Source organism: Deinococcus grandis (genome assembly GCF_001485435.1).
GTDB classification, from domain to species: Bacteria; Deinococcota; Deinococci; order Deinococcales; family Deinococcaceae; genus Deinococcus; species Deinococcus grandis.
Genome location: NZ_BCMS01000001.1, coordinates 2,225,929 through 2,246,695, shown reverse-complemented (window position 1 = coordinate 2,246,695; position 20,767 = coordinate 2,225,929). Strand labels below are relative to the sequence as shown.

The window sequence follows — 20,767 nt, the reverse complement described above, 5'->3', positions numbered from 1 at the left end:
TCATGGCCCGGTCACGACCCACCTGACATGCTGCGCCCCGGAGGGACACCCATGATCCGAACTGCATTCCGCACCCGTCTGCCTGCCCTGCTCCCACTGCTGCTGGGCGCCGCCCACGCCCAGCTCAGCGCGCCCGCCACCGTCGCCCGCACCGCCGGGGTGTACCCGGCTGCCGCCGCACCCGGCGAGACCGCCTGGATCTTCGGGCTCAGTGGCGTCCCCGCCGAGGGAAAACTGAACGTCGGCGGTCAGACGACCGAGTACCGCCTCGACCGCCCCAGCGGCTGGCTGGCCTTCCAGGTGCCCCAGGCGGCCGCCGGGGGACCACAGACCCTCACGCTGCGCGGCGCCCCACAGACCCTGCGGCTGAACGTCCTGACCGTGCCCCCCGGCACCGACGCCCTGGTGTACGTCCGGCCTGACGCCGCGAAGACCGTGCAGGCCGAATACACCCGCCGCCTCCAGGCCCTGACCGAGACCTGCGCCAAAAGCTGCCCGGCCGAGGTGCAGTCGGTGCTCAGACGCCTGAGTGCCCAGCCGTCCCCCGCACTGACGCCCCTGACCGCCCCCGTGAAAGGTCAGGGCGTCACGCCGGGACTGGCGGCGCGGGCCGCCGTGACCCCCGCAGTCCGTGCCCCCCTGATCAACCTGAACACGCTGAAAGCCACGAACCTGACCCAGCTGCTGAACCCGGTTGCCCGTCCGCCCGCCGCGCCCGCCGACTCCATCTGCTCGGCACTGGCGGGCACCGTCCCGACCGCCGGACTGCCGCTGGGACAGGTGCTCACGCTGCTGGAGCTGATCTTCGCCGGTGACCTGCAGACCGATCCGACCTGGTCCGGGCACCCCACCCAGAGCGACGCACCGTACCGGGACGAGAAACCCATCACGGTCCTGCAGAAGGTCCTGCAGGTCAGGCCCGCGTCGGGCAAGGGGACGACCATCCACATTCTCGACACGGCCACCGCCACCGGCGACTCCTTCGTGATGGACGGCGACATCAACTACTACAACCAGCTGTACGGCAACCGCCCCTACCACGGGCGCGCCGTCGGGGAGATCGCGCAGGCGGTCGCGCCCGGCGCGCAGCTGAACTACCGGCAGGTCTGCGAGAAGGACGGCAGTTGCTCCACCCTGAAGACCGTGCAGGCCCTGTGCGCCGTCGCCGCCGACGCCCGGCGCGGCGGGCGGCACGTCGTGAACCTCAGCGTGGGCGGCCCGAACCCCACGCGCGGCCTGGAACTCGCGCTGCGCGAGGTGACCGCCCTGGGCGTGCCCGTCGCCGCCAGTTACGGCAACCGCGACGACTGCGCCAGTCTGGTCGCCGGGGACCGCTGCAACCATTACCCCGCCGACTGGACCCGGTCCTTCGAGTTCGGCCCGGCCGTGAATCTGGCGTCGCGCAGCCTGCGGCCCACCATGCTGTTCAGCGTCGCCGGGTGGGACATCGCCACACGGGACATGGCGACGTACAACCGCGGCGTGGGCAACCCCGGCGTGCTGACCGAGGCGCCCAGCGTGCAGGCCCCCGGTGAATTCTGGCTGGGAGGGTACCCGTACTTCGGGACCAGTTTCGCCGCGCCGGTCGTGAGCGGCATTCTTGCCAACTGGATGAGCTGCCAGCCCGGCGTCCCCCTGCTGCCGCTGATCACCACGCCCGGGCAGGCGCCCATCGCGGCCAGCGTCGTGAACGCCTGCCCCTGAGCCAATCCACCAGACCCGCGCGCCCCTGCCCCGACCGGGTGGGGGTCTGTCATTTTCACTTGACCCCCCCGCCGGGTGTGTCGCTACAATGGTCTATGAAACTTCTCACGTTGGGTGGCCTGCGGGTGGACGGCGCCACCTACCGCCGCGAGAAACCCCTGCTGCTCCTCGCCTACCTGCTTCTGGAAGGCCCGCAGCCGCGCCGCCGACTGGCCGACCTGTTCTGGCCGGACGCCGCGAACCCCATGAACTCCCTGGCGCAGAACCTCATCCGCCTGCGGCCCCTGGGCGCCATCACCGAAACCGACCAGCGGGTCGAGGCGCACCTGCCGTGCGACGCCGCCGACTTCCGCGCCCACCACCGCGCCGCCCGCTGGACCGAAGCGACCACCACGTACACCGGGGAATTCCTCGAAGGCCTGCGCCTGGACCTCACCCCCGACCTCGAAGAATGGCTGCTCGACACCCGCGACACCCTGGCCAGCGAGGCCCGCGCCGCGCACCTCACCCTCGCCGAACACCACCACGCCCGCGCCGAACCCACCCCCGCCCACGCGCACGCCGAACGCGCCTACCGCACCCCCGGCGCACCCCCCTGCCCTCCCGAGGACCTCACCCGACTGTGGCACCTGCTCGGCAGCACCGACCACCCCCTCACGCTGCACCTGCGCCGCGACGCCGACGACCTCGGCCTGCGCCTCCCCACCCCCACACCACCCACCCCCGACCACACCCTCATCGGACGACACGCCGAACTGAGCACCCTGACCGGCCTGCCCACCGGCAGCGTCGCCTGGATCAGCGGCCCCCCCGGCATCGGCAAAACCACCCTCCTGCGCGCCCTCACCCGCCACGGCTGGCGCCTCCTCAGCGCCCGCGGCGGCCTGCCCCTCGCCACCCTCGAACCCCTCAGCCCCCACCCCCTGAGCAGCACCGCCGACGCCCTGAACCTCCTGCGCGACACCCGCCTGAAACTCGCCATCGACGACTGGGAAGACTGCGACGACACCACGCGCGCCGCCCTGACCCTCGCCGCCCGCCAGACCCCCGGCGCGACCATCGCCATCACCGCCCGCCACCCCCCCACCATCCCCACCCCACACCACCTCCCCCTGCACTCCCTCACCGAACACGACCTCCAGAACCACCCCGGCGCGCACGCCGCCACCGGCGGCCACCCCACCCTCCTCGGCGCGTACCTGAACGGCACCCCACCCGACCGCACCCTCGACGCGCACCTCAGACACCTCGGGGACGACCACCGCCGACTGTTCCTCGCCCTCGCCGCGCAGGACACCCCCAACCTCAGCGCCACCCGCGCCGCCCTGAACCTCAGCGCCGCCACCCTCGCGGGCACCCTCGACACCCTCACCCGCGAAGGCCTCACCACTCCAGACGGCAGCATCCGCGCCAGCACCCCCGCCCGACACCTCCTCGACACCCACCCCCTCGACACCACCCTCACGCACCTGCACCTCGCCCGCCACCACCCCCACGACACCGCCTGGCCCCACTGGCTCGCCGCCCGCGACCTCTGGGAAGACCACGACCACACCCCCTGCGCCGCCGCCGCCCACTGGCACGCCGACCAGGAAATGAAACGCGGCTACCCCGCCAAAGCAGCAAAGACCCTGGAAGTCGCGCCGCAGACCGACGAAGTGAAACTATTGCGGGGATGGGCGCTGATTTACAGTGGTGAGTACCAGAGCGCACTGGATTGCTTAAAAAAGGTTCCTGACAGCGCGGAAGAACAGGTGGCCCGTGCTTCTGTCCTATTCAGGACTGGAGAGAACGAGCAGGCCTATCAACTTGCCCGGCCTCTGCGCCAGGGAAACTCCGAAGTCAACGCCCACGCCACCTTCGTTCTGGGCCTGTTGCACCGGCACCGTGAAGAGTATGAACAGGCACGGCAGAACTTCCGCCGCAGCGCGCACCTCTGGTATCTGCGAGGAAACCTGTTTGAGGAAGTTCAGTCCTTGTCCCTTGCTGCCTCAGCGGACTGTCGAATGAAACAGTCTGAGCCGGACGACGCTTTTGCCCCCATCCTGGTCCGTGCTCAGGGTCACCCCGCAGCAGAAGGGTTTGTCCTCATCAACTATGCAGTCGAACTGGAACACGCGGGACAACACACACAGGTGGTTGATCTGCTCCAACGGGCTGCCGAGCACATGGGCGAATCTGGCAATCTCAACGGTGTTGCTATAGCCGCCAACAACCTGGGACTGCGATACCACCTTGACGGGAATACTCATCTGGCGAAACGCTGGTATCGGAAAAGTATAGATCTGACCTTCCGCACCGGCGATATCCGTCTCCTCGGACTGGCCTTGAGTAACCTGTCCGAACTGGAAGTTGACCTTGTCGGACTTGAAGACGCTCTGATGCTCCTCAATGAGAGTGGACAATCTGCGACTGTGGAATTAATTCGGCGGAACCTCGCTGAAAACGTGAAAGCCATTCGCGTCAGTTAGGCGGTCACGGTGCGGTCACGCGCCCCGCTGCACCCTGGTTCTGGAGGGAAACATGAACAGATACCTGATGACAGGACTGCTGGGCTTCCTTGGTCTGGCGTACGCAGCGCAAGTGCAGCCTACCACTGCGCCCCCAGGAACTTCGTTGAGATTGACACTCACCGACGGAATACAGGTTGATGATCCGAAGCTGTTCATTGGTGCTCACAAATTGGATGCGACTAAAGTTCCAAATAGCGATGGTAAACAGTGGGATTTCAAGATGCCGGTGGGGGTTCTGCCCGGGCCACAGCCCATCCAGTTGCGGTCAGAAGGTAAAGAGCCTACTCGCGTACTGTCCTGGGTGACAGCTCTTCGTAATTCGGAACAAGATCAGAACTCTATTGTCGTTGTGTCCAGAAAGAGCGCAGATACTTTTAAAATACAAGATAAAATTTTTCAATTGAGTAAGAATTTGGTGAATACTAATAGTAAATATATCCCGGATCCAATAAAAGAATTGATTAAAGGTCAGATAAAATCAACGCCGTTAAATATTGAGCTGCTTAAAAATGATGTGCGGGGGAAGATATATATTCCTGGTGAATATATAGAAGGTTTCTTAAAAAATAATGCAACGCCTCAGCAAAAAATTGAGCAAGTGCGTCAGCTACAACTGGAGGCTTTAAAAATTAAGAATAGCGATCAATTAAGAGATTTTCAAAAATCAATTGAAGTAGCCGCAACTGGCAGCCAGGGGCAGCAGCTCAATTTTAATGGCTATACGTCAAAAGTTTTTCTGGATCCAATTGGAGGAACGCAAGGTAAGTCGGGTGTATCCATTGCATACTTCAAGCAATATGTCGAACCGTCTCAGAGATCGGATGGTAATATTTGTCAGCAAAAACTCTTTAGAATCAGTTTTACGGGTAAAGACGCTGCTATTTTCAAAGCAATTTCCCTGAGTCTTTTGTCGCAAGATAAAGATTTCTGGATTGACCCCACCGGGTATGGTATCCCATCTCAGACGACCCCACCCCAGCAGCAGACTCAGATTGCGACGCAGATGCAATATTCAATCCTCCAGGCGAACGTGCGCCAGCTTAATCATAGTGGGCTTTTCGATAACGGACGCATCGTTTATCCGGATGGTGGAAAAGGTGTCACAGTATTTGTCATTGATTCGGATAGTTCGGTGGCAAAAACTGGAGATAAGAGTGATGGTCTCAATTTGCATGGAGATGCCATCACACGAATTATCAAGACCATGGCGCCGGGAGCAGTCGTTGTGCAGCGCCATGCCTGCGCCAATGGCATATGTCGCATCGAGGACATCGTCAGTGCACTCTGCGACGCTGCGAATGCTGCACCTTCTGGAAAAGTGATCGTCAACCTGAGCTTGAATACTCCATACCCATCTGAAATGTTGGCTGAGGCTATGCGGCAAGTGACAGACAATGGCGGACTAATCGTAACGGCACATGGTAATAATTATCGATGCAGAATAAATGGATCTCAGCCTGGATCGCTGGGAGTGGATTACTGTAATGCATATCCCGCCGACTGGACAGGAGAACCGAGTAGCCTAACCGTGAGTCCGCCCAGTGTGATGAATCACACTGATTGGAAGGGGCGTTTGTACAGTGTCGGTGCATGGGATATAAGCAAAAATAGCCCTGCGATTTATAATAGAGATATTCGTGAAAAATTGAGCGATGGATATAGAACAATTGCTCCAACCTATCCAAAACTTTATGCTCCCGGAACCTTTTTCTTTAAATTTAGGGACGTATTGTCAAGTGAGTTTGCTGGCACTTCGTTTGCCGCTCCTGCTGTGTCCGCAATGTTCGCAACATGGTGGACGACGCAAAATAAAGCAGCTGTGCCTGATTTTATTCCCAAAGTGGAAAACGCTACTTCGGAAAGGAAATATCAGGCACAGCCTTTAATGTACAAACTAATCCAGGCAGCTAATATTCATTAGACGCTAATTTCGGCGAACCTCGCGTTTTCCTGAATGAAGGTCTTGCGCGGGGCGACGTCACTGCCCATGAGGTTTTCGAAGACTTCGTTGGCGACGATGAGGTCTTCGATGCCGACGCGTTTGAGGGCGCGGGTTTCGGGGTTCATGGTGGTGTCCCACAGCTGGTCGGCGTTCATCTCGCCGAGGCCTTTGAAGCGTTGGATGTCGTACTTCTTGCCTTCTTTGTTGGCGCGGGCGACGTGTTCCTTGAGGTCCTCGTTGGTGTAGAGGTACGTGCCTTTCTTTTCGCGGCCGATCATGATGCGGTACAGGGGGGGCTGGGCGATGTACAGGTATCCGGCTTCGACGACGGGGCGCATGTAGCGGTAGAAGAAGGTCAGCAGCAGGGTGGCGATGTGCCCGCCGTCCATGTCGGCGTCGGTCATGATGATGATCTTGTGGTAGCGGAGGTTGCTGAGGTCGAAGTGCATGCGGTCGCCGGTGCCTTCGACGCCCGCGCCGATGGCGCCGATGAGGGCGCGGATCTCGGCGTTTTTGAGGATCTTGTTCAGTTCGGCTTTTTCGACGTTGAGGATCTTGCCGCGCAGGGGGAGGATCGCCTGGAAGCGGCGTTCGCGTCCGCCTTTGGCGCTGCCGCCTGCGGAGATCCCTTCGACGATGAACAGTTCGCTTTCGCTGGGGTCCTGGCTGCTGCAGTCGGCGAGTTTGCCGGGCAGGTCGTCGTTTTCCAGGGGGTTGCTGCGGCGGACGATGTCGCGGGCCTTGCGGGCGGCTTCGCGGGCGCGGGCGGCCTCGGCGGCTTTCTCGACGATGGTCTTGCCGACCTTGGGGTTCTCCTCGAGGAACTCGGCGAATTTCTCGCCGACGACGGCGTTCACGGCGGTCTGCGCCTCGCTGTTCAGCAGTTTGACCTTCGCCTGGCTTTCGAACTGCGGGTCTTCCACCTCGACGCTGACGACGCAGTAGATCCCTTCGAGGAGGTCGTCGCCGCTGGGGGTGGGGTTGCCGTTCTTGATGAGGTTCTTGTCCTTGGCGTACTTGTTCAGGATGCGGGTGTACGCCGTCTTGAAGCCGGTCAGGGGGGTGCCGCCGTCACGGGTGCGGATCATGTTCGCGTACGTCAGGATATTGTCGCTGGCGTAGGTGTTCGCGTGGATGAACGCGACCTTGACGTTCACGCCGCTGTGCTGGCCGGTCATGACGATGGGCTGGTCGTACAGGAGTTTGGTGTCGTCGGTGACCAGGGCGCGGGCGAAGTTGGCGATGCCGCCCTTCTCGTGGAAGGTTTCTTCCCTGATCTGCCCGGCGTGCAGGTCCACGCGTTCGTCGCGGATGACGATCTTCAGGCCCGTCAGGTACGCCAGTTCACGCAGGCGGTTGCGGATGCGGTCGTAGTTGAACTGGTTGTCGAACTCCTTGAAGATGCTGGGGTCCGGGTGGAAGCTGACGCTGGTCGCCCAGGTGACGCTGTCCGGGGTGGGGCCCTCGTCGCGCAGGGGTTTGACGAGGATGCCCTTCTCGAAGCGGACGTTGTGCAGGTGACCGTGCTTGTTGACGGTGACGTCCAGGTAGAGGCTCAGGGCGTTCACGACGGTGCTGCCGACACCGTGCAGGCCGCCGGAGACCTTGTAGGCCCCCTGGCCGAATTTGCCCCCGGCGTGGAGTTCGCTGAAGATGACCTCGATGGCGGGGCGGCCCTTGCTCTGCATGATGTCGATGGGAATGCCGCGGCCGTTGTCGGTGACGGTGGCGGCGCCGTCGGCGTGCAGGATGACGTGGATCTCGGTGGCGAAGTTGGCGAGACCCTCGTCGATGCCGTTGTCGATGATCTCGGTCAGGAGCTGGTGGTAGCCGTCGATGCCGGTGCCGCCCTGCACGTACATGCCGGGGCGCTTGCGCACGGCGTCCATGCCCTCCAGGACGCTGATGTCGGCGGCGGTGTATTCGGCGCTGGGGCCGGCGGTGGTGGTGATGTCCTGCACGGTGTCGTCGGTCTGGGTCATGTCACTCCTGGGGCGCGCCCGGCGGGTGGGCCGGGCGGCGCGTGTGGGTGGGGGAGAGGTGGTGAGGCGCGCTGGGCGCACCTTCGGTGTCTGTCCAGTATACTACCAGGGTTGAAAACGGTCAAATATTTTACGCAAATACCATAATAATCGACTGTGTATCTCCGTGGGCATAAATCGGTAAAAACAGCGTTCGATACGCACAAAACAGCCCACGTCCCGCCGCGCCCCCTGGCGTCCCGCCTCCTGACCGGTCGTCAGGCGTCACAATAGGAACCCGATGTCCCGCGCCGTCACTCTGTCCCTCCTGCTGCTGGGGTCCGCTGCGGCCGCGCAGGACGCCCCGTGCTCGCTTCCGTCCGGCGAGCTGCCCACCCGCACCCGCGTGGTCTTCGTGCTGGATACCAGCGGCAGCATGCGCGGGATCGGGGACGGCCGGGCCGACATCTTCGCGCGGGTCAAGGGGCAGCTGAACGCCTTCGTGCGCGCCGCGCAGCCCGACCGGGTGGACCTGATCACCTTCGATTCGGGCCTGCGGTCCCGGCGCACCTTCGACGCCCCGGCCGGGAGTGGCGCGTGGAACGCCGCGCTGGGGGCCCTGAAGGCGGACGGCAGCAACACGTTCCTGTACCGCAGCGTCCGTGACGCGCTGCGTCCGCTGACCGCCCGTGACGGCGAGGTCACGCAGGTGTTCGTCCTGACCGACGGGATCGACAACGACACGCGCGAGCAGGGAAAGACCGTCACCGCCACGGATGCCCTGAACGCCTGGACCGGTCGCGGGCCGCTGGACCGCCTGACGTACGTGGCTCTGGGCACGGACATTCCCGCCGAGGCGCGCGCCGCGCTGAGTGCCAGCACCTACGCCAGCGGCCTGACGGTGCCCGTGAACGTCGTGCCGGACCTGGGCAGTGCGGGCCTGGAGGGCGGCCTGCGCCGTATGACCGGCGATGCGCTGCCCGCCCCGTTCCCAGACGGCACCGCCGTGACGCTGGCGAGCGGCACCCCCGGCCTCTCGCTGGCGGCGCCTACCGTGCAGGGGACCGAGGTGCGCCTGACCGTCCCGGCCGGACTGCGGCCCGGCACGCCCGCGCTGCTGTGCGCGCCGCCCGTCGCGGCGGCCGGGTGGATCGCGCCGAGGGAAAGGCAGGTGCTGCTGCGCCTGACCGGCCAGCCGCTGACGTGGCTGAATCCCGGCGCGGACCTCGCCCTGCGCGGCGGGGAAGACGTCGTGCTGCGCCTGCGCGCCGCGCCCGGCCTGAACACTGCCCGCATCACGCTGGGCGCGCTGCCTGCCGGGGTGACGGGCCGCGTGGACGCCCCCGCCGGATCGCGGGACTTCACGGTCACCCTGCGCGCCACGCGCCCACAGCCGGAGTTGACCGTCACGCCGACCCTCCTGCTGCCGGAGGTGGGGGCCACCCCGCTGCCCACCCTGCGCGGGCAGGCGGGCGGCCGCACGCTGAGTACCCCGGCGATCACCCCCACGCCCGGTACACCGGCCCCGACACCGTCCCCGGCGGGACGCTGGGCGTGGCTGGCGCTGCTGCCCCTGCTGGCCCTCGGGGCCTGGGCCGCCCTGCGGCGGCGCGCCACCCCGGCCCCCGCCCCGCGCGCCGCGCCAGCCCGCCCGTTCCTGCCCGGCGTGGAGGGCATCGAGTACCGCGAGGACCGCACCCTGCACCTCGTCACCGCCGACGGGGAGGTCGCGGGCGTGCCCACGCCGCTGGGCGGGCCCTTCGACCTGGGGCAGCTGAGCCGCGTGCCGCACCTGAGCGGCCTGCGTGCCGAGCAGCACCGCGACGGCCTGAAACTCCTGCGCCTCCCGCCGGACCTGGACGTCAGCCAGGGCGCGCGGCTCCTCCAGGCCGGGGACATCGTGCGGCCCGGCACCCTGATCGGCGTGGCTGTGGCCCGGCAGGTCCGCGCCCCCCGCCTGGAACTGGGAGAACTGGCCGGACTGGGCCTGCCCCTCGCGCTGCATGTCACTGGCCCCAGCGTGCAGGTGCGCGGCCCGTACGGCGCGCACGTCCTGCGCATCACCGCGCCCGTCACGGATCTGGGCGGGGCGCTGCGGGCTCCGGCACTGGACGGCCTGCGCGTCACCCTGAGCGGCCACACCCTGCTGCTGCTGGGCACGCCCGCCGGGGTGCAGCTGCGCGCCGCCGGGGACAGCCAGCCGCTGCGGGACAGCCAGCCGCTCCCGGCGCACGCGCTGCTGGACTTCCTGCCGCCCGGGTCCGGCGCGTGAGCGCCCCGCAAATGCTCTAGAGTGACCCGCCGCAAGGAGGCCCCCCGCTGTGCCCGTCACCCGCCTGGAAATCTGCACCGAACACCTGAGCATCGACCAACGAGAAGACCTGCTGGACGCCGTCTGGAACGCCCTGCGGATCAGCCCCGGCATGGTCACCGCCGACGGGAACGTGGAACTGAGTCTCTCGCACTGCGGGCCAGCCGTGGCGCCCGAGGACGCCCCGCTGGTCCGGGTGGGCGAGGTCGAATACCGCAACGTCACCCCCGAGCGCCTCGTGACCCTGATGAAACGCTGGAGCCGCTGACCCGCCGACGCACAGCGGAGGCCGTGCCCGGACAGTTCCGGCGCGGCCCCCGCTCACTGCGTGTTACCGCTCGGGTGGCCGCAGGCCCTGCGCGCCCCGCAGGTTCAGCAGCGCCGCCTCCAGGGTGCTGTCGCGGCCCGCGGTCGTCAGCAGGTCCAGGTCGGTGGGGGCCGTGACGTCCGGCGTGATCCGTTCGGGCAGGGGCGCCCCGTCCGGCCCGAAGGCCCGCAGGATCGTGACCGACACCACCCCGCCGTCCGGGAGGGGCAGGAAGTTCACGCCGCTGTTCTGCACGCCCTTGGTCGCCTCGCCCACCGCGAGTGCCCCGGCACGCTGCGCGTAGAACGTGAAGACCTCCGCGCAGGACGCCGTGTTCGGCCCGACCAGCAGCGCCGTCGGCCCGGCCCACAGCGGCGCGGGCGGCGGCCCCGGCGGGCGGCGCGGGGCGGTCATGGGCACCAGCTGCCCGTCGGCGCCCCGGTACACGCTGCCGCTCCCCCCGCGCGACTGCGCGCGGTACTCGACGGGCGTGAACACGCTGGCCGCCGCCACGCACTGCGCGAGGCTCCCGCCCCCGTTGAAGCGCAGGTCCACGATCAGCGCCTGCGCGCCGCCCGCGCGGGCCTCCTGCACCCGCTTGACGAACAGCGCCGCCGCGTCGGCCGGGAGGAACGTCGGGTAGCGGATCAGCGCCGTGCGGTTCTCCGGGCCCACCCAGGACAGCGTGGGTTCGTCGCGGGCCTGCAACGCCGCGCTGCCCAGCGTGAGGGCCAGGTCCGGGCGGCCCGCGCGGCGGACCGTCACCTGGATGGGCTGCGCGGCGCGTTCCAGCCGCACGAACTCCTTCGGGCCGACCGGGGCGTCCTCCCCGCCGCGTTTCCCGGCGGCCTCGCCCTGCACGGTGGTGATCAGGTCGAACTCGCGCAGTCCCGCCTCCTCGGCTGGGCTGCCGGGCGTGACCCCGGCGACGAGCAGGCCGCCCTCGACCCGCACGACCCGCGCGCCCGTGCGCGGCACCGCGAGGTTCAGCTGCTGCTCGCGCAGGCGCTCGGCGCCCTCGGCGTCGCGGACGTTCGTGTGCGCGTCCCCGAACGCCCTGAACAGGTCGCCCAGCACCGCGCGGCCCGTATCGAACGAGCAGGCGTCCCCCTCGGGCGCACAGCGCTGCGCGAGGGTGTCCGCATACTGCCGTGTCAGGTCCGTCAGGTCGCCGGTCGCCCAGCCGTAGTAGTTGCGCTGCACCTGCCGGGTCGCCGCGTCGAACAGGTCGGTGGCGGGACTGCCCAGCGCGGCCGGTGAGAGGAGCAGGGCCACGCCCAGGCCCAGCAGGCGAACGCGGAAATTGTGAGGCACGCCTGAAGCTACGGCAAAGGACGGGCCATGTTCGGTGTGCCGGTCACCATCCCTCTTCATGAAGCGGGGGCCGCGCCACCCCCGCGGGACGTTACAGGCGCGCGCTGGCCTTCATGCCGGTCAGGTCCAGGGTGTCGCCGAAGACACTCTGCCCGCTGCTGAAACGCATCCCGAAGAACCCGTGCCCGGCCTTCGCGGCCGTGTCCAGCGCCGGGCCGCCCAGCGTGAACGGCACGCCCTGCCCGGCGGTCAGGGACAGCTGCCCGATGGCCTGCGCCGCCTCGCCCGCCGCGTCGCACACCACCATGCCCGGCGCGGTCGGCGTCGCCGCGTACCGCGTGCAGGTCGCGGGCAGCGTCGTCAGGTCGGTCCGGACGAACATGTCCACCGCGCGCAGCGTGCCCAGTCCGCCCGTGCGGTACGTGGCGACCCCGCGCACCATGACCTGCTGCAGCGCCGCCGGAACGCTGTTCCCGGCCAGACTGTCCCGTTGCAGGTACACGACCTTTCCGCTCAGCGCGCCGCTGGACGGCAGGTCCAGGCGGGCATCCTTCACGTCCACGCTGGGCGTGGGAATCAGGCCGCACCCGGCGATCAGGGTGCAGGACAGCAGGGCGAACAGGGGACGGGCAGCGCGGGGCATCACGCCCGGAAGTATGGCCCGCGCGTCCGCGCCGGAGGGTGAGGGAACGGGCCGGGCGGCGTTCATGCGCGGTCGGGACTCGCAGCGGGGCCCAGGAGCACCCTGGAGCCGGGGGCACACTTCACCTGCGGTCGTTCTCGACTGCGCGCGGCGGCGTGGTCCCGCAAGTCTGCCCTGTTGCTGGGGGCGACAGCGGGGCCCAGCCTTGTCCTGGGGCGAGACGCACACCCTCCGACTGCCAACCGCCGGTCTGGACCCCTTCCCGCGCTGCTCGTGTCGGAGGCACCCTGGAACCCCCTCGACCCCTCTGAAAACTGCTGTGATGACGCCCCGCAAGACCTCGGATTTCTGCGGTCTGGTACCCTGCCCTGATGAAGAAGTCTCCCACCGTGACCCTGCAACCCCAGGCGGTGCGCCGCATCGCGGGCCGCTACCCGTTCGGCCACAGCGGCGATATCGCCCGCGCCGACGACGGCATCCAGCCCGGCGAGGTCGTGAACGTCAAGGGCCCGGACTCCAGCAAGGTGATCGCGCGCGGGTACTTCAACCAGCAGGGCGCCACCCCGCTGCGCCTGCTGACGTGGCAGGACGAGGACATCGACCTGAAGTTCTACCGCGCCCGCGTGAAGGCCGCCCTGGCCCGCCGCGCCGGACGGATCGTGAACACCGACGCGATGCGCGTCCTGCACGCGGAAGCGGACGGGATGCCCGGCGTGATCGCCGACCAGTTCGCCGGGACGCTGGGCGTCCAGCTACGCAACGCGGGCGTCGAGCGGCACCGTGACCTGATCGTCAGGGCCCTGCGCGAGGAGACCGGCGCGACCGGCGCCTACGAGCGCAGCGACACCGGCGAGCGCCGCAAGGAGGGCCTGGACCTCGTGACCGGCACCCTCTGGGGCGACGTGCCGGACCGCGTCGAGTTCTTCGAGGACGACCTGAAGCTTCACTTCAACCCGATGGACGCGCAGAAGACCGGGTTCTTCCTCGACCAGCGCGACAACCGCCGCCTGATGCGCACGTTCGTGCAGCCCGGCGCGGGCTTCCTCGACGTGTACTCCTACACCGGGGGCTTCAGCCTGCACGCCGCGAAGGCGGGCGCGAAGGCCGTCGCCATCGACAAGGACAGCGTCGCGCTGGGCGCGCTGGAAGGCGCGGCGCGCGGGAACGGGGTGCAGGTCGGCGTGCGCTGGGGTGACGCCATCGAACAGCTCGACGCCCTCGTCAGGGAAAAACGGACCTTCGGCGCGATCGTCCTCGACCCGCCCACCCTCGCCAAGCGGCGCGACGACGTGCCCCGCACCAAACGCATCTTCACCGACGGCGCCGCCCGCGCCCTGCGCATGCTCGACAGTGGCGGGCACCTGCTGATCAGCACCTGCGCGCACTACATCCGCGTGGACGACCTGCTCGACGCCGCCCGCGTCGCCGCCGCCGAGGCGAACACCGACGCCGAGGTGCTGGACGTGACCTACCAGCCGGCCGACCACCCGCACCTCCTGAGCGTGCCCGAGAGCCTGTACCTCAAGAGCATCCTGCTGCGTAAAGCCTGAAGGAACGGGCAGGGCAGAAGGTGGGCGCGCCTACCCTGATGCGCGGGTGCGGCGGGCAGCATCGGGTATGTCCGCCCGCCGAGTCCTGCTGCTGGCTGCCGCGCTGACCGGCGTGGCCCTGGCCCATTACGCCGCGCCGCTGCCCCTGAGTGCCGTCGCGCCCGCAAAGGCGCAGTTCGGCCTGCCGTTCGCGGGACCGCCCGGCCCGGACGCCTGGATGCTCGGGCAGGGGTACGGGAACACGACCGGCGCGTACCGGCAGCGGCGCAGCACCTACGGGAACCTCCAGGGCATCCACGCGGGCCTGGATTTCAGCGCCCCGTGCGGCACGCCCGTGCGGGCCATCGGGGACGGCGTGGTGGCCGAGGTGGACGGCCCGCACGGCAGCCCGCCGCACAACGTGGTCGTGGATCACGTCGGAAACCTCTCCAGTCTGTACGGGCACCTGCGGGTGCGGTCCAGCCTGCGGGTGGGGCAGCGGGTCACGCGCGGGCAGGTCATCGGCGAGAGCGGCGACTCGCAGGGCACCTGCGTGAGTGCGCCGCACCTTCACCTGGAACTGCGCGACCGTTCTCACCAGCGCTTTTTCAACCCGCTGTCGTTCATCGCAGCCGACTGGAATTCGCTGGCGCTGGCCGGGAGCTTCGGGCGCGGGTACGAGTACGACCTGACGCAGCCGCGGCGCTGGCAGACGCCGGACTCGCAGCCCGCCGCGTTGCGGGGTGGGGCGCTGCTGAACGAGTACCGCCAGCCCTGGCCGCCCGCCGCCGGAGGTGCCCGGTGAAGCGCACGCTCCTGGCTCTGACGGCCCTGTTGCTGGGCGCGGCAGAGGCCGCCACGCTGCCGTCCCGCGCGGTCCTGAGCGGCGAGTGCTGCCCCGGCGTGGTCTGGACGCCCGACTCGCGCGCGCTGCTGTTCCTGGACGGCCCCCCGGCGCGCGGCTCGACCGGCATCTACAGCGTCCCGGCGGACGGGGGAGAGGTCACGCGGCGCTTCTCCAGCGTGGCGTTCTTCTCGCCGTCGCTGCGCTGGGCGGTGCGGCCCGGCGCGGGCGAGGCGACCACCCTGGAACGCCTGACCGACGGGCGGCGCTTCACGCTGCCCACGTACGGCGCGGACGTCGTCTGGACGCGCGCCGAGACGCGACTGGCGTACGCGCGCAGCAGCACGAGCGGCAACTTCGACCGGCGCGTCACGCGGGTGTTCGTCGCGGACGTGTTCGGCGCGCCCCGGCTGGTGGCGACCCTGCCCGGTGGCAGCATCCACGGCTGGGTGAACGACTCGACGCTGCTCCTGAGCGGCAAGCCCAGCGCGGCGGCCCGCGACCGGGAACTGTTCACCCTGGACACCCGCACCGGTGCGCGGCGGGTGCTGCGGCAGGCGCTGGGCTTCCGCTCGGTGACCCTCAGCCCCGACGGTCGGCAGGTCGCTTACACCGTCGCCTTCGACAGCGCCGCCCGCAACGGCCTGTGGCTCCAGGCGACCGCCGGGGGCAGCCCGCGCGAACTGAGCGTGTTCGGCTCGTACCGCTGGCGGGATGCCACGCGCCTGCTGCTGATTCCGCTGAACGCGGCGGGCGGCCCGCACACGCTGCGGCAGTACGACGTGACCGCGAACGCCTGGAAGACCCTGGGCGACCTGGGCGATCAGGTGAGGCTGGCGGACTGGTCGGTCAGTCCCGACGGGCGGCGGCTCAGCTTCTTGAGTGCGCGGGATGGGAACGTGCGCGTGCTGACGTTGCCGTAATGAAGGATGAGGCTGCGGGTCATAGCAGAATCGCGGGCTGACCTGCTACACTGTCTCGTTTCCGAAGCGCAGGGGTGACCTTACGCACGCAACGTAAATCATCGGCGGCCCGCTGCATGCACGCCCGGCCGCGCACGAGGAGCCACACCTTGCAGAACAACCTGATCGTGAAGGGCGCGAAGGCACACAACCTCAAGGACATCACGGTGGAACTGCCGCGCGACCAGTTCGTGGTGATCACCGGCGTGTCCGGCAGCGGCAAGAGCACCCTGGCCTTCGACACCATCTACGCCGAGGGCCAGCGCCGTTACGTCGAGAGCCTCAGCGCCTACGCCCGCCAGTTCCTGGGCCTGATGGAGAAACCCGACGTCGAGAGCATCACCGGCCTGTCCCCGGCCATCTCCATCGACCAGAAGACCACCAGCCACAACCCGCGCAGCACCGTCGGGACCGTCACCGAGATCCACGACTACCTCCGCCTGCTGTACGCCCGCGTGGGCACCCCGTACTGCCCGGTGTGCGGCCGCAAGATCGAGAAGCAGAGCCCCAGCGAGATCACCGACCGCCTGCTGGCCGGCTTCCCTGACAAGCGAGCCATCCTGCTGGCCCCCGTCGTTCGTGGCCGCAAGGGCGAGTACCGCAAGCTGTTCGCCGACCTGCGCCGCGAGGGCTTCGCGCGCGTCCGCGTGGACGGCACGCTGTACGAACTGGAGGAAGCCGAGAAGCTGAAGCTGGAGAAGTTCGAGAAGCACGACGTGGACGTCGTCATCGACCGCGTGACGCTGCGCGAGAGTGACCGCAGCCGCATCGCCGAGAGTGTCGAACTGGGCCTGCGCCGCGGCGAGAGCCTGCTGCGTGTGCTGATGCCCGACGCGGGTGAGGACGGCGGCGCGCACGAGGAACTGTACTCCGAGAAGTTCGCCTGCCCCGAGCACGGCAGCGTGCTGGAGGAACTCGAACCCCGCTCGTTCTCGTTCAACTCGCCGTACGGCGCGTGCGGGGACTGCGCGGGCCTGGGCAGCAAGCAGGAGTTCAGCCCGGACCAGATCATCGACGACAAACTCTCCATCGCCGAGGGCGCGATCCTCCCCTGGAGCAAGAAGGGCACGGGCGGCGGCATCTACTACTGGGACAAGCTCCAGGCGCTGGCCGAACACCTGGACTTCAGCGTGAAGACCCCCTGGCGGGACCTGCCCAGGAAGGCGCAGGACGCGATCCTGCGCGGCCCCGGCGCGCCGTTCGAGGTCGTGTACCGCCGCGCGGGCAAGGAAACCATGCGCTTCATGACCGAGTTCGAGGGGGTCATCCCAAACCTGGAACGTCGCTACGCCGACACGGAAAGCGACTTCATGCGCGAGAAGCTGGAGGAACTGATGGAACTCCAGCCGTGCCCCACCTGCGGCGGCACCCGCTACAAACCCGAGATCCTCGCGGTGCGCGTGGGCGGCCTGAACATCAGTCAGGCGAGCGGCATGAGCGTCCTGGCGGCCGACACGTTCTTCCAGGACCTCCAGAGCGGCGCGCTCGATCACGCGGCCATCGAACCGTTCCTGAAGGGCCACACGGGCGGCAGCGCGAAGGCGCACGGACCCCGCCACTACGAGTACGTGCTGAACGACTTCGGCTCGGCGGTCGCCGCGCCCATCCTGAAGGCCATCCGCACCCGCCTGAAATTCCTGGTGGACGTGGGCCTGGACTACCTGAGCCTCGACCGCACCGCGAACACCCTGAGCGGCGGGGAGGCGCAGCGCATCCGCCTCGCCACGCAGGTCGGTAGCGGTCTGACCGGCGTGCTGTACGTCCTCGACGAGCCCAGCATCGGCCTGCATCCCAAGGACAACCACCGCCTGATCGGCACGCTGAAGCACCTGCGCGACCTGGGCAACACCCTGATCGTCGTCGAGCACGACGAGGACACCATGATGGACGCCGACTACCTCGTGGACATGGGCCCCGGTGCGGGCGTTCACGGCGGGCAGGTCGTCGCCGTCGGCACCCCGGAACAGGTGAAGAAGGACAGGAACAGCCTGACCGGCAAGTACCTGCGCGGCGAACTGAAGATCGAGGTGCCCACCCATCGCCGCCGGGGCAATGGCCGACAGCTGAAGGTCATCGGAGCGCGCGAACACAACCTCCAGAACGTGTCCATCGAGATCCCGCTGGGCACCATGACCGTCGTCACCGGCCCGTCGGGCAGCGGCAAGAGCACCCTGATCCACGACATCCTGCACGCCACCCTGGCGCGCGAACTGAACGGCGCGAAGACCACGCCCGGCAAATACGACCGGATCGAGGGCATGGAGCACCTGGACAAGGTCATCGAGATCGACCAGAGCCCCATCGGGCGCACGCCGCGCAGCAACCCCGCCACGTATACCGGCGTGTTCACCGAGATCCGCGATCTGTTCACCCGCACGCCCGAGGCGCGGCGGCGCGGCTACCAGGCCGGGCGGTTCTCCTTCAACGTGAAGGGCGGCCGCTGCGAGCACTGCAAGGGCGACGGCGTCATGAAGATCGAGATGAACTTCCTGCCCGACATCTACGTCCCCTGCGAGGTCTGCAAGGGTGCGAGGTACAACCGCGAGACGCTGGAAGTCAAATACAACGGCAAGACCATCGCCGACGTGCTCGACCTGACCGTCGAGGACGCCCAGAGCTTCTTCGAGGCGATTCCCGCCATCGAACGCAAGATGACCCTGCTGTGCGACGTGGGCCTGGGCTACATGAAGATCGGGCAGCCCAGCACCACCCTGTCCGGCGGCGAGGCGCAGCGCATCAAGCTCGCCAGCGAACTGAGCAAACGCGCCACCGGCAAGACCATCTACATCCTCGACGAGCCCACCACGGGCCTGCACTTCGAGGACGTCCGCAAACTCATGGAAGTGCTGCAACGCCTCGTCGAGGGCGGGAACACCCTCGTGATCATCGAGCACAGCCTGGACGTCATGAAGACCGCCGACCACATCATCGACCTGGGTCCCGAAGGTGGCGTGCGCGGCGGCACGGTGGTTGGCACCGGCACCCCCGAGGAGATGGCCGCCCACCCGACCAGCCACACCGGCGAGTACCTGCGCCGCGTGCCCGGCATCACGCCCGCCCAGCCCAGAGCCGACGCGACTCCAGCCGAGCCCGACAGCACCCCGAAGAAGGCCAAGCGCACCCCGAAGAAGGCGGCCGCCGAGGAGCCGGAACCCGTCGGCGCGGCCCCTGCCCGCAAGGGGCGTGCTAAGAAAGAAAGCGCATGACCGCGCCCGACTCCGCCCCCGCACCTCAGCCCACCCCGCCGGTCACCCCGGCCCCCGCGCCGACCCGCACCCGCCGGGCCCGCCGCCCACGCCTGCCGGAGTTCGAACCGCCGCGCATCACGCCGGGCCGCGCCCTGGCGCACCTGCTGGGCGGCCTGATCACCCTGGCGGCCCTGGCGTACTTCCAGTGGACGCCCGGCGAGTGGCCGGTGCGCCTGCTGACCTGGGTGGCCCTGACGATCATCGCGGACGAATTCGACGGCTGGTACGGCTACGTCGCGCTGCTGTTGGGCGGCCTGGGGTACTTCAGTCCCGTCACGCCCCCCGAACAGTGGGCCGTCATCCTGCCGCTGGTGGGGGGCGCGCTGGCGGGGGTGCTGCTCATAAAGCACTCCGGGGGGCTGTTCGTGCTGCCCTTCGCCGCCGCGCTGTACGCCGGCGTCATCATCGGCATGGGCCGGTTCGCCACCAAGCTGGACGGCAGCCTCACGCTGCCCACCAACGAGGCGTTCCAGCGGACCGCCCTGATCGCCATGATCATCGGCCTGACCGTCAGCGCCGTGCGGCGCGTCGTCAGCCTGATCCTGCGCGCCCGCGCCCGCCGCGCCCAGCGTGAGGCCGCCGCGAGCGCCTGATCCCCCTGTCGCACGTCCGTCGCCCCGAGCCATGCGCCGGGGCGTTCTCATGTGGATCAGGGCGCGTGCCCCGCGTGACCCGCGTCAGCGCAGGTCTCCGAATTACGGCATCGGAAAAACAGACTTCCGATGCCTCCATTCTTCGTCCTGCTCGGCAAAATTCACTCGCTCCGCTCGGCCATAAAGAACAGCTCTTTATGGCAAATGCTCTACACTGCCCCCAACCATGACCGCCAACAGCAACCCCAACCGCATGTTCCTGGTGATCGGCACGCTGATCGCCGCCGTCCTCATCGGCCTGGCCGTGTTCGCCGTGCAGGGCAAACCCGCCGCCGGAACCGCCGCCTTCGACCTGAAGGGCGTCCCCTTCGCCGGGCAGGAGAGCGCCCCGGTGGACGTCGTGGTCGTCGAGGACTTCAAGTGCCCCGTCTGCCAGAACTTCGAGGCGACCGTCGCGCCCGAACTGAAGACCAAGTACGTGGACACCGGCAAGATCAAGCAGTACTCCCTGCTGTGGCCCTTCCTGGCCGAGGCCCGCAGCCTCCCCACCGACGACAGCAAACTCGCCGCGCAGGCCGCCATGTGCGTCTACGATCAGGGTGGGAACGACGCCTTCAACGCCTTCAAACCCATCCTGTTCCGCGCGCAGGGCGACGAGAACACCGTCTGGGCCACCAAGAGCCGTCTGAAGGAACTCGCCGGGAACCTCGAAACCCTCGAACAGAGCAAGTTCGCCGAGTGCCTGGACAGCGACGCCACCGCCGCCCGCGTGGACGCCATGGAAGCGCAGGTCGTCAAGGCCCGCGTGACCGGCACGCCCACCGTGTTCGTGAACGGCAAGCAGGTCAACGCCACCGCCGCCGACATCGGCGCCGCCATCGACGCCGCGAAGTAAG

At 67.8% G+C, this 20,767-nt stretch carries 14 protein-coding genes; 11 read left to right on the top strand and 3 right to left on the bottom strand.

The features are described from left to right. Positions 1-51: 51 nt before the first annotated feature. The 3 genes from DEIGR_RS10955 (at position 52) to DEIGR_RS20365 (ending at position 6,138) form a co-directional block, all read left to right on the top strand. The gene (locus DEIGR_RS10955; RefSeq protein WP_058977214.1) at positions 52-1,704 is read left to right on the top strand and encodes a S8/S53 family peptidase; all 1,653 of its coding nucleotides are present in this window, start codon (positions 52-54) and stop codon (positions 1,702-1,704) included. 95 nt (positions 1,705-1,799) lie between these two features. Then, positions 1,800-4,175 (top strand): tetratricopeptide repeat protein, encoded by a 2,376-nt coding sequence (locus tag DEIGR_RS10950; RefSeq protein WP_058977212.1) that lies wholly within the window; start codon positions 1,800-1,802, stop codon positions 4,173-4,175. Between the two features lie 52 nt (positions 4,176-4,227). After that, positions 4,228-6,138, top strand: coding sequence for a S8 family serine peptidase (locus DEIGR_RS20365; protein WP_153013710.1), 1,911 nt, complete (start codon positions 4,228-4,230; stop codon positions 6,136-6,138). Here DEIGR_RS20365 and DEIGR_RS10945 read toward each other — a convergent pair. Beyond that, positions 6,135-8,141: a DNA gyrase subunit B gene (locus DEIGR_RS10945; RefSeq protein ID WP_058977210.1), complete on the bottom strand. Its 2,007-nt coding sequence runs from the start codon at positions 8,139-8,141 to the stop codon at positions 6,135-6,137. The genes DEIGR_RS20365 and DEIGR_RS10945 overlap by 4 nt on opposite strands. Positions 8,142-8,421: 280 nt before the next feature. Between DEIGR_RS10945 and DEIGR_RS10940 the strand changes: the two genes are divergently transcribed. Next, entirely contained in the window at positions 8,422-10,392 is a 1,971-nt protein-coding gene (locus DEIGR_RS10940; protein WP_083524019.1) for a vWA domain-containing protein, read from the top strand. A gap of 49 nt (positions 10,393-10,441) precedes the next feature. Further along, on the top strand, positions 10,442-10,699 hold the full coding sequence (locus DEIGR_RS10935; RefSeq protein ID WP_058977208.1) for an NAD(P)H-dependent oxidoreductase subunit E: 258 nt from the start codon (positions 10,442-10,444) through the stop codon (positions 10,697-10,699). 63 nt (positions 10,700-10,762) lie between these two features. Here the strand turns inward: DEIGR_RS10935 and DEIGR_RS10930 are convergent, their stop codons facing one another. Next, the gene (locus tag DEIGR_RS10930) at positions 10,763-12,052 is read right to left on the bottom strand and encodes a S41 family peptidase (RefSeq protein ID WP_236704725.1); all 1,290 of its coding nucleotides are present in this window, start codon (positions 12,050-12,052) and stop codon (positions 10,763-10,765) included. Positions 12,053-12,143: 91 nt separating this feature from the next. After that, the gene (locus DEIGR_RS10925) at positions 12,144-12,695 is read right to left on the bottom strand and encodes a hypothetical protein (protein WP_083524162.1); all 552 of its coding nucleotides are present in this window, start codon (positions 12,693-12,695) and stop codon (positions 12,144-12,146) included. 371 nt (positions 12,696-13,066) lie between these two features. Between DEIGR_RS10925 and DEIGR_RS10920 the strand changes: the two genes are divergently transcribed. From DEIGR_RS10920 to DEIGR_RS10895, 6 genes are all read left to right on the top strand, one after another. After that, positions 13,067-14,245, top strand: coding sequence for a class I SAM-dependent rRNA methyltransferase (locus DEIGR_RS10920; RefSeq protein WP_058977203.1), 1,179 nt, complete (start codon positions 13,067-13,069; stop codon positions 14,243-14,245). A gap of 67 nt (positions 14,246-14,312) precedes the next feature. After that, the gene (locus DEIGR_RS10915) at positions 14,313-15,029 is read left to right on the top strand and encodes a M23 family metallopeptidase (protein WP_058977201.1); all 717 of its coding nucleotides are present in this window, start codon (positions 14,313-14,315) and stop codon (positions 15,027-15,029) included. Continuing rightward, on the top strand, positions 15,026-15,991 hold the full coding sequence (locus tag DEIGR_RS10910) for a TolB-like translocation protein (protein ID WP_058977199.1): 966 nt from the start codon (positions 15,026-15,028) through the stop codon (positions 15,989-15,991). Before DEIGR_RS10915 ends, DEIGR_RS10910 begins: the two co-directional genes overlap by 4 nt. A gap of 116 nt (positions 15,992-16,107) precedes the next feature. After that, positions 16,108-19,236 (top strand): excinuclease ABC subunit UvrA, encoded by a 3,129-nt coding sequence (gene uvrA / locus DEIGR_RS10905; RefSeq protein WP_153013709.1) that lies wholly within the window; start codon positions 16,108-16,110, stop codon positions 19,234-19,236. Beyond that, positions 19,233-19,871 (top strand): hypothetical protein, encoded by a 639-nt coding sequence (locus DEIGR_RS10900; protein WP_058977196.1) that lies wholly within the window; start codon positions 19,233-19,235, stop codon positions 19,869-19,871. Before uvrA ends, DEIGR_RS10900 begins: the two co-directional genes overlap by 4 nt. Positions 19,872-20,097: 226 nt before the next feature. Beyond that, a complete protein-coding gene (locus tag DEIGR_RS10895) occupies positions 20,098-20,766 on the top strand; it encodes a DsbA family protein (RefSeq protein WP_058977194.1) in 669 nt (222 codons plus the stop codon). The last annotated feature ends 1 nt before the right edge of the window (position 20,767 follow it).